Annotated in this window: 16 protein-coding genes; 1 reads left to right on the top strand and 15 read right to left on the bottom strand. The window is 50.0% G+C overall.

Translation table 11 applies throughout. From position 1 onward, the window contains the following. Positions 1–57: 57 nt before the first annotated feature. The 14 genes from ptsG to yceD form a co-directional block, all read right to left on the bottom strand. Positions 58–1,488, bottom strand: a complete 1,431-nt coding sequence (gene ptsG / locus FH974_RS05830; protein ID WP_047883407.1) for a PTS glucose transporter subunit IIBC — start codon at positions 1,486–1,488, stop codon at positions 58–60. A 469-nt stretch (positions 1,489–1,957) separates the two neighbouring features. Next, positions 1,958–2,734, bottom strand: coding sequence for a TatD family hydrolase (locus FH974_RS05825; protein ID WP_047883406.1), 777 nt, complete (start codon positions 2,732–2,734; stop codon positions 1,958–1,960). A gap of 131 nt (positions 2,735–2,865) precedes the next feature. Beyond that, positions 2,866–3,828, bottom strand: coding sequence for a DNA polymerase III subunit delta' (gene holB, locus FH974_RS05820; RefSeq protein WP_047883405.1), 963 nt, complete (start codon positions 3,826–3,828; stop codon positions 2,866–2,868). A gap of 1 nt (position 3,829) precedes the next feature. Continuing rightward, entirely contained in the window at positions 3,830–4,459 is a 630-nt protein-coding gene (gene tmk / locus FH974_RS05815; RefSeq protein ID WP_047883404.1) for a dTMP kinase, read from the bottom strand. Positions 4,460–4,461: 2 nt separating this feature from the next. Beyond that, positions 4,462–5,475 carry an endolytic transglycosylase MltG gene (gene mltG, locus FH974_RS05810; RefSeq protein ID WP_047883403.1) on the bottom strand — a complete coding sequence of 338 codons (1,014 nt, stop codon included), beginning with the start codon at positions 5,473–5,475 and terminating at the stop codon, positions 4,462–4,464. After that, on the bottom strand, positions 5,469–6,278 hold the full coding sequence (gene pabC, locus FH974_RS05805; RefSeq protein WP_047883402.1) for an aminodeoxychorismate lyase: 810 nt from the start codon (positions 6,276–6,278) through the stop codon (positions 5,469–5,471). Before pabC ends, mltG begins: the two co-directional genes overlap by 7 nt. A gap of 103 nt (positions 6,279–6,381) precedes the next feature. Then, positions 6,382–7,620: a beta-ketoacyl-ACP synthase II gene (fabF, locus tag FH974_RS05800; protein ID WP_047883401.1), complete on the bottom strand. Its 1,239-nt coding sequence runs from the start codon at positions 7,618–7,620 to the stop codon at positions 6,382–6,384. Between the two features lie 87 nt (positions 7,621–7,707). Then, the gene (gene acpP / locus FH974_RS05795; RefSeq protein ID WP_047883400.1) at positions 7,708–7,944 is read right to left on the bottom strand and encodes an acyl carrier protein; all 237 of its coding nucleotides are present in this window, start codon (positions 7,942–7,944) and stop codon (positions 7,708–7,710) included. Between the two features lie 157 nt (positions 7,945–8,101). Continuing rightward, positions 8,102–8,836 (bottom strand): 3-oxoacyl-ACP reductase FabG, encoded by a 735-nt coding sequence (fabG, locus tag FH974_RS05790; protein ID WP_047883399.1) that lies wholly within the window; start codon positions 8,834–8,836, stop codon positions 8,102–8,104. 95 nt (positions 8,837–8,931) lie between these two features. Continuing rightward, positions 8,932–9,855 (bottom strand): ACP S-malonyltransferase, encoded by a 924-nt coding sequence (gene fabD / locus FH974_RS05785; protein WP_047883398.1) that lies wholly within the window; start codon positions 9,853–9,855, stop codon positions 8,932–8,934. 113 nt (positions 9,856–9,968) lie between these two features. Then, positions 9,969–10,925: a beta-ketoacyl-ACP synthase III gene (locus FH974_RS05780; RefSeq protein WP_047883397.1), complete on the bottom strand. Its 957-nt coding sequence runs from the start codon at positions 10,923–10,925 to the stop codon at positions 9,969–9,971. Between the two features lie 5 nt (positions 10,926–10,930). Further along, on the bottom strand, positions 10,931–11,953 hold the full coding sequence (gene plsX, locus FH974_RS05775; protein ID WP_084712426.1) for a phosphate acyltransferase PlsX: 1,023 nt from the start codon (positions 11,951–11,953) through the stop codon (positions 10,931–10,933). Positions 11,954–11,962: 9 nt separating this feature from the next. Then, positions 11,963–12,133: a 50S ribosomal protein L32 gene (gene rpmF / locus FH974_RS05770; RefSeq protein WP_047883395.1), complete on the bottom strand. Its 171-nt coding sequence runs from the start codon at positions 12,131–12,133 to the stop codon at positions 11,963–11,965. A gap of 25 nt (positions 12,134–12,158) precedes the next feature. Continuing rightward, positions 12,159–12,671, bottom strand: coding sequence for a 23S rRNA accumulation protein YceD (gene yceD, locus FH974_RS05765; protein ID WP_047883394.1), 513 nt, complete (start codon positions 12,669–12,671; stop codon positions 12,159–12,161). Between the two features lie 299 nt (positions 12,672–12,970). Between yceD and FH974_RS05760 the strand changes: the two genes are divergently transcribed. Beyond that, complete coding sequence (locus FH974_RS05760) at positions 12,971–13,552, top strand: Maf family protein (RefSeq protein ID WP_047883393.1); 582 nt, start codon at positions 12,971–12,973, stop codon at positions 13,550–13,552. A 251-nt stretch (positions 13,553–13,803) separates the two neighbouring features. On the opposite strand, the gene rluC is transcribed toward FH974_RS05760, so the two are convergent. Beyond that, positions 13,804–14,754, bottom strand: coding sequence for a 23S rRNA pseudouridine(955/2504/2580) synthase RluC (gene rluC, locus FH974_RS05755; RefSeq protein WP_047883392.1), 951 nt, complete (start codon positions 14,752–14,754; stop codon positions 13,804–13,806). Positions 14,755–15,143: the final 389 nt, after the last annotated feature.

Raw genomic sequence — 15,143 nt, 5'->3', positions numbered from 1 at the left:
AAAAGGGAAGCCGAAGCTTCCCTTTTGTCTTTACTGTCAGATTAAGTGACTGCCGTATTAGTTATTACGGATCCACTCATCCATGTCAGATTTCAGGTTGTCAGATTTTGTACCGAAGATAGCCTGTACACCGCTACCTGCAACAACCACACCGGCTGCACCCAGTTTCTTCAGGCGATCCTGGTCAACGTTCTCAACCTTGGCAACAGAAACACGTAGACGTGTAATACATGCATCCAGGTTTGTGATGTTGTCTTTACCGCCGAAAGCCATAACCAGGTCTTTCGCCATGTCAGAACCTTCAGATGCTACACCGTTAGAGGTTTCTTCCAGCTCACGACCAGGTGTTTTCAGATCCAGCTTAGTGATTACTACGCGGAATACTGTGTAGTAAATCGCTGCGTATACCAGACCTACCGCAATCATCAGACCCATCTTCTGTGCATTACCAGACAGAACCAGGAAGTCGATCAGACCGTGAGAGAATGATGTACCGTGTACAAAGCCCAGCAGGTTAGACACGACATATGCTGAACCAGCCAGAAGTGCGTGGATTCCGTACAGTACAGGCGCAACGAACAGGAATGAGAATTCGATTGGCTCAGTAATACCAGTCAGGAATGATGTCAGAGCAGCTGACAGCATGATACCCATTACTTTCGCACGGTTCTCAGGCTTAGCACAGTGAGCGATAGCAATCGCCGCTGCTGGCAGACCAAACATCTTGAACATGTAACCACCAGCCAGCTGACCAAAGCCATTACCCGCAGCACGAGAAGCTTCATCAGCAACCAGGTAACAAGTCAGTACACCGTTCTGAGGTTCACCGGCTGCGTTCACACAAGAACCGGCTTCAAAGAAGAATGGTACGTTCCAAACGTGGTGCAGACCAAATGGGATCAGAGAACGTTCAACCACACCGTAGATACCGAATGCAACGGTTGGGTTCTGGTGAGCAGCCCAGTCAGAGAATGCACCGATCGCCGCACCAACAGGTGGCCATACGAACGACAGGATGATACCCAGAGCAATAGCAGAGAAACCTGTGATGATTGGCACCGCACGTTTACCGGCGAAGAAACCCAGGTACTCAGGAAGCTGAATTTTGTAGAAGCGGTTGAAAGCCCAAGCTGCCACACCACCGACTAGGATACCGCCTAGTACACCAGTATCGATCTTTTCTACGCCCATCACTGTAGCCATTACGCCCAGTGTCGCTGTCATGATGCCGTAGCCAACGATAGCTGCCAGGCCAGCAACGCCGTCGTTATTTGTGAAGCCCAGGGCTACACCCACGGCAAACAGTAGGGCCATTTGGCCAAATACAGAGCCACCAGCCTGCTCCATCAGATTCGAAACGATATCTGGAATAAAGCCAAGGTTAGCGGCGCCCACGCCTAACAGAATACCTGCTACCGGCAAAACCGATACAGGCAGCATTAGCGCCTTACCGACTTTTTGCAGGTTAGCAAAAAGGTTCTTAAACATATTGTGCTCCTGAGTGAGGTTTTTAATTAGATATCAGGCCAGTATCAGCGACCTACCCCCGTAGTCGTGTATCCGATACGACCCTCTTTTTGAATACAGCATAAGTATAAGATGCGGCGCTAAATATAACTTGATGGCTATCAAAATTACCAATGCACCATGAAATATAATTTCAAAATAAAATATAGATCACAGTGAAAAAATTGGTTAAAAAGCAAGAAATCAAAACATAAGATACTGTTTTATATGAAATAATAAGGAATTCGGACAGGGCACAAGAGTATGTAATTATCTTTCAATACTGTAAGCTATGTTACTTAACGTTACGAAATTACATTTCAACTTTTTTGTACATTTAAGAAGCCATTTTTCAAATTTGTTGAGTAACTTGTTTTATTCTGGGTGATTTTTCGCCTGACTCATAAAATAAAGACGAAAAAAAAGGAGCCAACGCTCCTTTTTTATTCTGTTACTGTTTTGCCTGCGAAAAAAGTGTGAAGAAGTTTTTCGTGGTGACAGCTTCCACTTCTTCAACCGAAACCCCCTTCAGCAAGGCAATATATTCAGCCACTTCGCGCACATAAGCAGGCTGGTTTTGCTTTCCGCGGTGCGGGATTGGCGCCAGATACGGAGAATCTGTTTCGACCAGCAAGCATTCCAGCGGCAGTTCACTAACAACGTGTTTCAGATCACTGGCTTTATTGAAGGTCACAATCCCGGAAATCGAAATGTAGAATCCAATCTCAATTGCCTCTCTCGCCATTTCCAGACTTTCAGTAAAGCAGTGCAACACACCACCGCACTTCTCCGCGCCTTCTTCACGTAGAATCTGCATGGTGTCTTCGCGAGCCATTCGGGTATGAATAATCAGAGGCTTGTTCAGTTCAACGGCCAGGCGAACATGCTGACGAAAAACCTCTTTCTGCTGCTCAGCCAGCTCAGGCTGGTAGTGATAGTCCAAACCGGTTTCACCGATCGCAACAACACGCTCATTTTGCGCATACTCTTTCAGCTTGTCGTAATCGAAGCCTGCTTCAATATCCAGCGGGTGCACCCCACAAGATGCAAACACATTCTCGTAAGGCTCAATCATCGCCATCATGTCAGGGAAACTATTGAGCGTTACCCCGACAGACAAAAAGTAATCCACACCGCGTGCTTTTGCCTTGGCAAGCACGTCATCAATGCCGGTATGCAGCTTGTCGTAATCCAGTTTATCCAGGTGACAATGCGAATCTACTAACACGTTTTTTCCTCAGTATTCGGTTCTTTGCACGCTATGCGTGCGGTCTGTCTGTCTGTCTGTCTGTCTGTCTGTCTGTCTGTCTGTCTGTCTGTCTGTCTGTCTGTCTGTCTGTCTGTCTGTCTGGCCGCATGTTAAGGCTGGTTCATAAACCCTGTCAGCCAGTCGACAATCAACAGTTCCTGGTTCAGTCCGGTCTGTTGTTCAAGTTGCCGCAGCAGTGCATTAACTTTACGAACTTGGCTTTGCAGCAGAATCGGGTCTGTCGTCGCGGCTGCTTGCTGCACCAACGGAAGCGATTCACAGTGAATCAGGTGCTCTGTTACCCCTTGCTGCCATTTCAGACAGTCCACCAGGAAATAGCTCAGCCATTTCAAACTCTGATGCCCTTCTTCAACACACATGCCCGCAACGTCAAATACACCGAGGAAAGGCGGGTTCAGAAAACCAGCGAAAGCTTCCAGTAATTTACGGTAGCGGATATCCTGCCCCTGCTCGATGAACTGAAGCGTTGCCAGCGGTGCTCGCCCGTTAAGGCGAACAGTTTCAAGCGGGATACTTTGCATCAAGGCACTTTCGACCCAACGGCGGGTATCCGCTTCAGCCGGCATTGCAAGCCGCCATTTATTGCATCGGCTGTTTATAGTCGGCAGCAAATTGTCCAGTGACGTAGCCATCAGAATAAACTGACAGCCCGATGGCGGCTCTTCCAGAGTTTTAAGCAAGGCGTTTGCTGCTGCCTCTCCCATCACATCCGCCTGTTCAATCAGTATGACCCGCTCTCCGCTCAACTGCGATGTTTCAACAGCCCAACGGTTACACTGACGAATCGCATCAACCCCGATTTGCTTACCATCAACCGGCGCGAGGTGGTGATAGTCCGGATGCGTGCCCGCATCAAATAGCCGGCAGCTATGGCACATTCCACAAGGCTCTGTGATGCCATTCTGGCACAGTACGGTTTTGGCCAGCTGTTTCCCTAACGCCTCACGCCCGCTGCCTGTCGGTGCGACCAATAGAATCGCATGGTGGAGGCGTCCCTGATCCAGCAACTGCTGCCAGTTTTTCCAAATGCCTTCCTGCCAGGGATACAACATCTTACTGGCGCTCCAGCCATTGCTCGAGTGCATCGGTAATATCAGCGGTCACTTTCTCCAGAGACTGACCAGCATCAATGATAACAACACGTGGATCCTGCTCGGCCAGTTCAAGAAAACGGGCACGGGTACGATGGAAAAAATCAATGTTCATCTTTTCGATCCGATCCAGCTCTCCCCGGCCTCGAGCGCGCTCCAGACCGACAACCGGATCAATATCCATATAGATAGTAAAGTCCGGGCGAAAATCACCCAATACCGTATCACGCAGCTGAGCCATGACGGTTTGATTGAAACCACGACCACCGCCCTGATAAGCCTGTGAAGACATATCGTGGCGATCACCCACGACCCAATGACCGCCAGACAGAGCCGGTTTGATAACATTTTCCACCAGCTGTGAACGCGCGGCATACAGCAGCAGCAGTTCAGCCATGTCTGTCAGCGGCTCATCCGGATGGCCTTCTTTCACCAGTTTACGCATCTGCTCTGCCAGAGGGGTTCCTCCCGGTTCACGGGTTGATGTGATATCCGAGATCCCATGTTCAGCCAGCACGCGGGTAACCTGCTTGATGGCAGTACTTTTCCCTGCCCCTTCAAGCCCTTCAATTACGATAAACTTACCAGTCATTGTTATTTACTTAGTGTTCTGAGGTAGTCACGAACTGCACGGTTATGCTCAGTCAGTGTTTTGGAGAATTTGTGGCCACCTTTGCCATCGGCCACAAAATAGTAATAGCTGCTTTCAGCCGGTTTCACCGCCGCCAGAACAGACGCCTTGCTCGGCATCGCGATTGGCGTGGGCGGCAGGCCAAAAATCGTATATGTGTTGTAAGGGGTCGGGGTGCGTAGATCCCGCTTACGGATATTTCCGTCATAGCTTTCACCCAGCCCGTAAATCACGGTTGGGTCTGTTTGCAGACGCATTCCTTTATTGAGGCGGTTCATAAATACAGAAGACACCACACCGCGCTCATCATCCACCGCCGTTTCTTTCTCAATAATCGAAGCCATGATCAGCGCTTCATAGGGTGATTTCAGCGGAATATTTTGATCCCTGGTCTGCCAGGCTTCATCCAGCAGCGACATCATTGCCTGATAGGCGCGCCGCATCAGCTCAATGTCGGATGTTCCGGCAGTATAATGGTATGTCTCCGGCAGCAGGTATCCTTCCAGTTTCTCTATGCCCGAGGCCCCAATAGCTTTGGCAATCTCCGCTTCACTCATCGTTTTGCTGGCATGCTTCAGATATGGCGCCTGTGTCAGTTGGGTCTGCCAGTCAATAAAACGATCCCCTTCGATAAGAGTGATCGCAAACTGGTGCTCTCGGCCAGAAGCGATCAGTGCCAGGACATCACGCAGCGTCATCACCGGCGTGATCTGATAGGTTCCGGTTTTCAGCCTGACCAGTTCCGGTTCAAGACGCGGGATCCAGCGAGTCCAGGTTGATGGGCGAATGATTTTTTCCTCCGCCAAATGATTCAACAGGCCACGGAAAGATGTTCCGGATTTTACCGTGATCAGGACGTTTTCAGGTGTCTGCACCGGCAGATCAAGTGAAGACTTCACCTGCTGATACGACCAGACCAGTCCGCCCGCAATGATCAGCGATAACAGCAAACAGGCGATCAGCAACTTTTTTAGCACGTGTACAACCTCTTATTCAGTGCATTGAGCAAGGTTCGCTCAGTGAACTGTTTTCCTTTAATTTCATTTACCGGCACTAACGCCATCAGGGCATTAGTAATAAAGACTTCATCTGCACAAAGCAAGTTATCGAGGGGTGTTTTGACAAATTCTAAACAATATCCGAGCTGCTTGCAGAGCTCGATAATATGGCGGCGCATTACGCCATGTACCCCGGACATATCCAGTTCTGGCGTGAAAACCACATTTCCCTGGCGCCAGAAAATATTCGAAGCGATTGCCTCAACCACACAACCATTCACATCCAGTACCACAGCATCAAGCCAGCCATTTTGCTCAGCTTCGCGTTTCAGCATCACCTGCTCCAGACGGTTTAAATGCTTATGACCGGCGAGCATTGGCGACAAGGCTAGCCGCTGCTGACAAACCCCCAGAGTGATCCCATCTGCCTGCCACTGCTCATAATGAACCGGCCAGGCAAAATCAGACACAATTACCGTCGTCTGCTGGCACCCCACCGGACTGTAGCCCCGGCCACCTGCACCACGGCTTATCAGAATTTTGATACCACCTTTATTGGCATACTGCGCAGCTAGGCGCTCCACCTCAAGGGTTAGGGTTTCCCAATCTGGCTCGGCTATCGCCAATACCTGAAGCGTACGTTGCAACCGGGATAAATGATACGGCCAGAGTCGGACAGCCCCCTGCTCCACCAGCATGGTGGTGAAGCAACCGTCACCGTACTGCGTCGCCCGGTCAGAGATACCGAGCGTGTCTCCCGCTTTCCCATTGATCAGTATCATACCTAATCCCTGCGAATATGCTGAAAAAACAGATAAAAAAACGGCCCGGTGGGTTACCACCAGGCCGTACTATGATAACAGGTACTATAATAACAGGTTATCGTTAGATTTTCTTAAACAGCAGAGAGCCGTTAGTGCCGCCGAAGCCGAACGAGTTACACAGAGCGTACTCCAGTTTCGCTTGGCGGGCTTCGCCTGGTACGTAATCCAGATCACAACCTTCATCTGGATTATCCAGGTTGATTGTTGGCGGTACAACCTGATCAACCAGAGTCAGTGCCGTGATGATCGCTTCTACAGAGCCAGCTGCACCCAGCAGGTGACCTGTCATTGATTTGGTTGAAGAAACCATAACTTTATCAGCCGCAGCACCCAGTGCACGTTTGATACCCAGCGTTTCTGCTACGTCACCCGCAGGGGTAGAAGTACCGTGTGCATTCACGTAACCGATTTGGTCAGCATTGATACCCGCATCACGGATAGCCGCTTCCATGGCCAGTGCACCGCCGGAACCGTCAGCACTTGGTGAAGTCATGTGGTAAGCATCACCACTCATACCAAAGCCAACCAGTTCAGCATAAATTTTCGCACCACGAGCTTTCGCGTGCTCATATTCTTCCAGCATCATCATGCCGGCACCGTCACCCAGTACGAAACCGTCGCGATCTTTGTCCCACGGACGAGATGCAGCCTGAGGATCGTCGTTACGAGTAGACAGCGCTTTTGCCGCAGCAAAGCCACCCATACCCAGCGGAGTTGATGCTTTTTCAGCACCACCAGCCAGCATTGCATCTGCATCGCCGTAGGCAATCATACGTGCCGCGTGGCCAATGTTATGCAGACCTGTTGTACAGGCAGTTGAAATAGCGATATTCGGACCGCGCAGACCGTACATGATAGACATGTGGCCAGCGATCATGTTTACGATGGTTGAAGGAACAAAGAACGGGCTGATTTTGCGCGGTCCTTTTTCCAGCATTGCCTGATGGTTAGCTTCAATCAAGCCAAGGCCACCAATACCTGAACCAATAGCTACACCAATACGTGCGTTATTTTCTTCAGTGATTTCAATACCAGAGTCTTTTAATGCTTGCACGCCTGCTGCGATGCCGTACTGGATAAACAAATCCATTTTACGTGCATCTTTTTTCGACATGTAATCTTCACAATTGAAGTCTTTGACCATACCAGCAAAACGAGTAGCAAATGCGCTAGCATCAAAATGTTCAATAGTGCTGATACCGCTAGTTCCGGCAAGCAGGGCTTTCCATGAAGATTCAACGGAATTACCTACCGGTGACAGCATACCCATGCCAGTAACCACTACGCGACGCTTAGACACGATTAATTTCTCCGGGAATTGAGGATAAAACAGGATTCATAAGAAAAATCAGGCGGTCATGGTGACCGCCTGGAGGGAGTTCTTTAATTACTCAGATGCGCTAACAACGTAGTCGATAGCTGCTTGAACTGTAGTAATTTTCTCAGCTTCTTCGTCAGGAATCTCAGTATCGAATTCTTCTTCCAGAGCCATTACCAGTTCAACGGTGTCCAGAGAGTCTGCACCCAGATCGTCAACGAAAGAAGCTTCGTTCTTAACTTCAGACTCGTCTACACCCAGTTGCTCAACGATGATTTTCTTTACGCGTTCTTCGATGTTGCTCATTAATCTATTTCCTTAAAACAAGAATTCGCTAATGCGATTTGCTGTAGTTTATTCAATACTGCAAAAGTTGCAATACTCAACACGCTGGTCAAACCACGATTTTCAGTGAAAACAAATTGAGTTTGACCTGCATCATCAAGTTATGCAACTTTTTTGTTTAAATCATGTACATGCCGCCGTTGACATGCAGCGTTTCACCGGTTACATAACCAGCATCATCTGAAGCCAGGAAGGCAACAGCTGCTGCAATTTCACGCGGTTCACCCAGACGGCCAGCCGGAACATTAGACAATGTTGCCGCACGCTGATCATCATTCAGAGCTTTAGTCATGTCAGTTTCAATGAAGCCTGGAGCAACCGCATTCACGGTAATACCACGAGAAGCCACTTCACGCGCCATTGATTTAGTAAAGCCAATCAGACCCGCTTTCGCTGCAGCGTAGTTAGTCTGACCCGCGTTACCCATGGTGCCGACCACAGAACCGATGCTGATGATGCGACCGTAGCGCTTCTTCATCATAGAACGCAGAACCGCTTTTGACAGACGGAAAATAGACGTCAGGTTGGTGTCCAGGATGTCCTGCCACTCGTCATCTTTCATGCGCATCAGCAGATTGTCGCGAGTGATACCGGCGTTGTTCACCAGAATATCAACTTCACCGAACTCGTCTTTGATCTGCTTCAGAACCGCTTCAATTGATTCAGGAGAAGTGACGTTCAGCGCCAGACCTTTACCGTTTTCACCCAGGTACTCGCTGATCGCTTCTGCGCCTTTCTCAGAGGTGGCTGTACCAATAACAGTGGCACCGCGTTCAACCAGGATTTCTGCAATCGCACGGCCGATACCACGGCTTGCACCTGTTACCAGTGCAATTTTACCTTCCAGGCTCATTGTTATTCCTCTTTGCTTGGATTGAGGTGTCAGCCGCACAGGCTAAGGCTGCCCGGCTGACCCAGTATTTTAGTCGCTTGTTATGTAGCGGCTTTTTATTTCGCAGCTTCCAGTGACGCCGGATCGTTAACTGCTGAACCGCCCAGTGAACGGCTGATACGTTTAGTCAGGCCAGTCAGGACTTTACCCGGGCCAAACTCCAGCAGTGATTCCACACCCTCTGCTGCCATACGCTCAACAGATTCCGTCCAGCGAACCGGTCCATACAGTTGCTTCACCAGCGCCTGCTTGATTGCAGCCGGATCAGTTTCCGTTGCCACATCCGCATTATTGATTACAGGTACTGACGGTGCATTGAACGTGATCTCGTCCAGAGCAACGGCCAGTTTCTCAGCGGCAGGCTTCATCAGCGCACAGTGAGACGGCACAGATACCGGCAGAGGCAGTGCGCGTTTCGCACCCGCTTCTTTACACAGTACGTTGGCACGCTCAACCGCTTCTTTATTACCCGCGATAACCACCTGACCAGGAGAGTTAAAGTTCACTGGCGAACAAACCTGACCCTGCGCCGCGTCTTCACACGCTTTCGCAATCGCGTCATTTTCCAGGCCAATGATCGCTGACATCGCACCAGTACCCGCTGGGACAGCTTCCTGCATCAGCTGACCACGCAGCTCAACCAGTTTGACAGCGTCTTTGAAGTCAATCACACCCGCACAAACAAGTGCAGAGTATTCACCCAGGCTGTGGCCGGCCAGTACGTCAGGCTGGGCACCGCCCTGCTCCTGCCATACACGCCAGATAGCAACAGAAGATGTCAGCAGCGCAGGCTGAGTACGGTGAGTCTCATTAAGCAGTTCAGCCGGACCGTTCTGTACCAGTTCCCACAAATCATAGCCCAACACTTCAGAAGCTTCGGCAAAAGTCTGTTTAACCACTTCAAACTGCTCAGCCAGCTCCGCCAGCATGCCAACAGCTTGTGAACCCTGACCAGGGAATACAATCGCGAATTTAGACATTCGAGAATCCTTATTTTGTGACTGAAACATTCAGTACTAAATAGAGGGAGACCGTCAGATGTGCCGTTTGGCCCACAGGCTCCCTCATTGAAACGAATTCGGTAGGCTAAGCCTTAAAATTTCACCAGTGCAGAACCCCAGGTGAAACCGCCACCAAAGGCTTCCAGCAATAGGGTCTGACCACGTTTGATGCGGCCATCACGGACGGCTTCATCAAGCGCTGTCGGTACGGTCGCCGCCGACGTGTTACCGTGGCGATCAAGCGTGACCACAACCTGATCCATCGACATTGATAATTTTTTCGCCGTCGCGGAAATAATACGCAGGTTAGCCTGATGAGGCACCAGCCAGTCCAGTTCTGACTTGTCCATATTGTTAGCAGCCAGCGTATCTTTCACCAGGTTTGACAATTGAGTCACTGCCACCTTAAAGACTTCATTACCTGCCATGTACAGCCACTTGTCGTCGCTGAACGTCTGGCCATGTTCCGGCACCGCCAGGCTCAGCAGGCCACCAAAGTGACCGTCAGCATGCAGGTGGGTAGAAATAATCCCCGGCTCATCACTGGCACCAACAACAACCGCACCGGCACCGTCACCAAACAGGATGATCGTGGAACGATCTTCTGGATCACACTTGTGAGACAGCGCATCAGAACCAATTACCAGCACGTTTTTCGCCATGCCGGTCTTAATGTGCTGATCGGCAATACTCAATGCGTAGATGAAGCCTGAACACGCAGCGGCAATATCAAACGCCGGGCAGCCTTTAATATCCAGCATACCTTGCACCTGGCAGGCCGCCGATGGGAAAGCGTGGCTCGCACTGGTAGTCGCTACGATTATCAGGTCAATCTCGTCCTTGGCAATGCCAGCCATTTCAATGGCTTTCAGGGAGGCCTGATATCCCATTACCGCAACAGTTTCATCCTCTGCGGCAATGCGACGCTCTCGAATACCGGTACGAGCAACGATCCACTCATCGCTGGTATCGACCATCTGTTCTAAATCGGCATTAGAACGTACTTGTTCCGGCAGGTAGCTGCCAGTACCTAAAATTTTGCTATACATGAAGACTAATAATGCCTCTCGAGTAAGACTTGTTCCAAACGGTCACTGATTTTTATCGGTATCTGCCGTTTGACCTCGCAGACTGCTTCACCAATGGCATTGGTAAAGGCAGCGATATCAGCACTTCCATGGCTCTTCACCACAATACCGCGCAATCCTAACAGACTCGCGCCGTTATACTGGTCGGGGTTCAGTTGCCTGAGGCTCTCGAATAGGTCACGAAACAACCATTTAGCGACCAGACGCTTAAACGGATTGTCCGAAATGGCTTTTCGGATATTGTTTATAAATAGATTAGCCACCCCTTCGCTGGTTTTCAGGCTTACATTGCCAACAAAACCGTCGCAGACAATCACATCGGCTTTTCCGCTGTACAGCTGGTCCCCTTCCAGATAGCCTATGTAGTTAATTTCCTTAGCGTCCGCCAGCATTTCTGCACATCGCTTGACGAGATCATTACCTTTGATCTCTTCTTCGCCGATATTCAGCAGTGCAACGCGTGGCGCCGCCTTCCCCTGCTCGGCCAGTACCGCTCCCATCACCGCAAACTGGAACAGCGTATCAGCATCGCATGACACATTCGCGCCCAGATCGAGTAACCAGGTTTTCGTTTCGTTTTGGGTCGGAATTGCGGAAACCAGTGCGGGACGATCCACACCCGGCAGCTGTTTGAGGATATAACGGGACAAGGCCATCAGCGCACCGGTATTACCGGCACTGATACAGGCGTCTGCCTGACCTTCTGAAACCGCCTCAAGCGCTGCCCGCATCGATGAGCCCTGGCTATGGCGTAATGCCTGTGACGGCCGGGTATCGTTGGCGATGACATTGTCACAATGGACAATCTTAATACGGGGATGGTTGGTTTGATTCAGGAGAGAGAGTTGCGATGTGATCAAAGTCTGATCACCAAATAACATGACTTTAAGCTCCGGGAATTGCAACAGTGCCTGCACGGAGGCAGGCACTGTTACTTGAGGACCGAAATCCCCGCCCATTGCATCAAGTGCAACGGTTAGACCACTCAAGGCTCAACCTTACTTTTTGATAACCTTGCGGCCACGGTAGAAACCGTCAGCAGTCACGTGGTGACGTAGGTGAGTTTCACCACTTGCAGAATCTACAGACACAGCTGCAGTTGTCAGTGCATCGTGAGAACGACGCATACCACGTGCTGAACGTGATTTTTTGCTCTGTTGTACGGCCATTAACCCTACTCCTGTTAAAAATTACTTACTTCAAGTTTTTCAATACTGCAAACGGATTCGGACGCTCATCAGCAACGGGGATCTCACCAAAAGTCATGTTTCCGCTGGCTTTGCAGTCAGCTTCATCATGCATAGCGACTTGTGGCAATTCCAAAATCAACTCGTCTTCAACGATTTGAATCAGATTGATCTCACCATTTTCGTCGACGTCAGCCGGCTCATAAGCTTCCGGTAAATCATCTGCACCCTCTCGGTTGAGGAGCGGACTATAACAGAATTCAACACTATATTCGTGTTTGAATTCTTCCTGACATCTCTGACAGGTTAGCATCACTTCCACATCCGCGCGGCCTCGCATGAATGCAATATGACGCTGGTCCAGGTCAAATGATAAGGTGACGTTTGCATCACGTGTTACGCTCTGTGTTGACTCGGCCAGACGCTCCAGTAACTCGGCTTTGATGATGCCATCATAATCGAGTTTCTTTTGAGCGGCGCGAACCGGATCAACTTTAAGCGGCAATTTTACCTTTTGCATAGGGCGCGAATATTAGCCTTCTAATCAGCTTGAGTCAAAGGAAATGTGCTCGAATTAACAGCATTTAAGCTAATTCGAGGGTGCCATTTTACCTGCAGCGCAGTCGTCACCACCACTTCCGCCAATTTGATGGTAAATGCCCGCCAGAGAATGACCCGTTATGGTTTATTCAATGCGGTCAAATTACCGTCAACTGCCTGGTGAGATACCAGTCTCTCACCAGACTCACCTTCATTATATAGCCATTTATGCTGATGGCACGTAGACTATCTTCAATCAATTTCAACCGGAAACCCGCCATGACCCAACCCTTGCTGCTGGCATCGACTTCACCTTTTCGTCAGGCCCTGTTGGAAAAACTCCAGGTGCCCTTTTCTATCGCCAGTCCTGACTGCGATGAAACGCCTCTGCCCAACGAAAACGCTGAGCAGTTGGTTCGCCGTCTGGCCGAAGGGAAAGCCAAAGCCTGTGCAGCCAGTCATCCTGACCATATCATCATCGGGTCAGATCAGGTTTGCGTCATCAATGACAAGATCATCGGTAAACCATTGACCGAAGAGAAAGCCTGCCAGCAACTAAAAGACGCCAGCGGCCAGGTGGTTACCTTTTATACCGGCCTCTGCGTTTTTAATGCCCGAACCGGTGACAGCCGCGTTATCTGTGAACCTTTTCATGTTCACTTCCGCCAACTGAGCGATGAAGCCATTGCCCGCTATGTTGCCAAAGAGCAGCCGCTGTACTGTGCTGGCAGCTTCAAATGCGAAGGGCTTGGTATTGCCCTGTTTGACAGGTTAGACGGGCGAGATCCCAATACCCTTGTCGGTCTGCCGCTCATCGCCTTGTGCGATCTGCTGCAAACCCAGGGAATCGAAATCCTTTAGAGCTACGAATTACACCCACTCTCGCCTATCCGGCTAGGCTTCACCTGTTTGGTTTGAGGCTGTGGTTGTGGTTGTGGTTGTGGTTGTGTCAGTCAACCACTGATATAAACCCCAAACAAATAACGGCAGCTTTCGCTGCCGTTCGTGTTTGAAGTGCCACCTACGACCGATTTGGCATTACAACGCCAAACTGGGCAAATCACACCACTTACAAGCCAGAGCCTTACATCAGAAAGGAGCTCAACCACCCCTCACGCTGATTTTCGGCGCAATTGCTCGATGGCTTTCACCAGCATCGGCTCCATCGGCGCACTGATATCCATCTTTTCATCCGTTTGAGGATGCGTGAACTGGATATTCGCAGCGTGCAGGAACAAACGGTTTAGCCCCACCTTCTTTGTATACGCATCAAAACGCGGGTCACCATAGCGGTCATCCCAGGCAATCGGGTGCCCAGCATACTGACAGTGAACACGAATTTGGTGCGTCCGGCCGGTTACCGGGCTCGCCTGAATCAGGGTCGCCTGCTCCAGTCGTTCAATAATTTTAAAACGGGTGTCAGACGGCTTACCGTTCGGGTTCACCCGAACAATACTATTTACCTCATTTTTCAGCAGCGGTGCCGTCACTTTTTTACACGAAGCCTTCCACTCGCCCATTACCAGCGCATAGTAATATTTCTGCACGGTTTTCTGGCGGAACTGCTCCTGCAGCTGACGCAGTGCAGACCGCTTCTTGGCGACCAGCAAAATACCGGAAGTATCCCGGTCGATACGGTGTACCAGCTCCAGGAAACGCGCATCCGGACGCAACGCACGCAAGGCTTCAATGGCACCGAACTTCAGTCCGCTACCGCCATGCACAGCGGTACCTGACGGTTTGTTCAGAATCAGCATGTGATCATCTTCATAGATAATGCATGATTCCAGCTTCGCCACTTTATCCAGCTTCGTACTGACCGGCGCCTGTTCTTCCCTCTCCGGGACAACGACCGGAGGTACCCGAACCAGATCCCCGTCTTGCAGCTTGTATTCCGGTTTTATTCTTTTTTTGTTTACCCGCACTTCCCCTTTACGCAGAATCCGGTAAATCATACTTTTTGGTACATTTTTTAGCCGCGCCCGAAGAAAATTATCGATTCGCTGGCCTGCAAAATCATCAGAAATCTCGATGAACTGCACTTTTGGTTTATCATCTTTCATGGGTTTCATTCTAACATGCCTACAAAGCAGATTGCCGCAAAAAAGTCACCCTGCTATGATTGGCGTGCACAAGTGGGAAAAAGTGCCTACTTTGCTAACAGGGTGTGCAGAATACCACCCACCTGACTACTTTATATACCGCTCTAACGAATAACGCAGCATGTGGCGTAAGACGTTCACTTCCTTGGAGTGTTTTTTTGTTCTCTTTGTGACGATTTTTCTATTGGTGTGAGAGATACCGCCGTGATTACCGGTGTGCCAGCTGTACATTTACCGATCTAACCATCCAGGTACAGTTGGATAAGACGTGTTGCCATTAGCACCCCTGAAATTCCAGCCGTGAGGTTGCATGAAAGATCAGACTTGGGGTCGGGCACCACCAATACCAA

This window comes from Photobacterium ganghwense, assembly GCF_017329545.1.
Taxonomy (GTDB): Bacteria; Pseudomonadota; Gammaproteobacteria; order Enterobacterales; family Vibrionaceae; genus Photobacterium; species Photobacterium ganghwense.
Note: the sequence above shows the minus strand (reverse complement) of the source record. Positions and strands in the feature narration are given on the sequence as shown.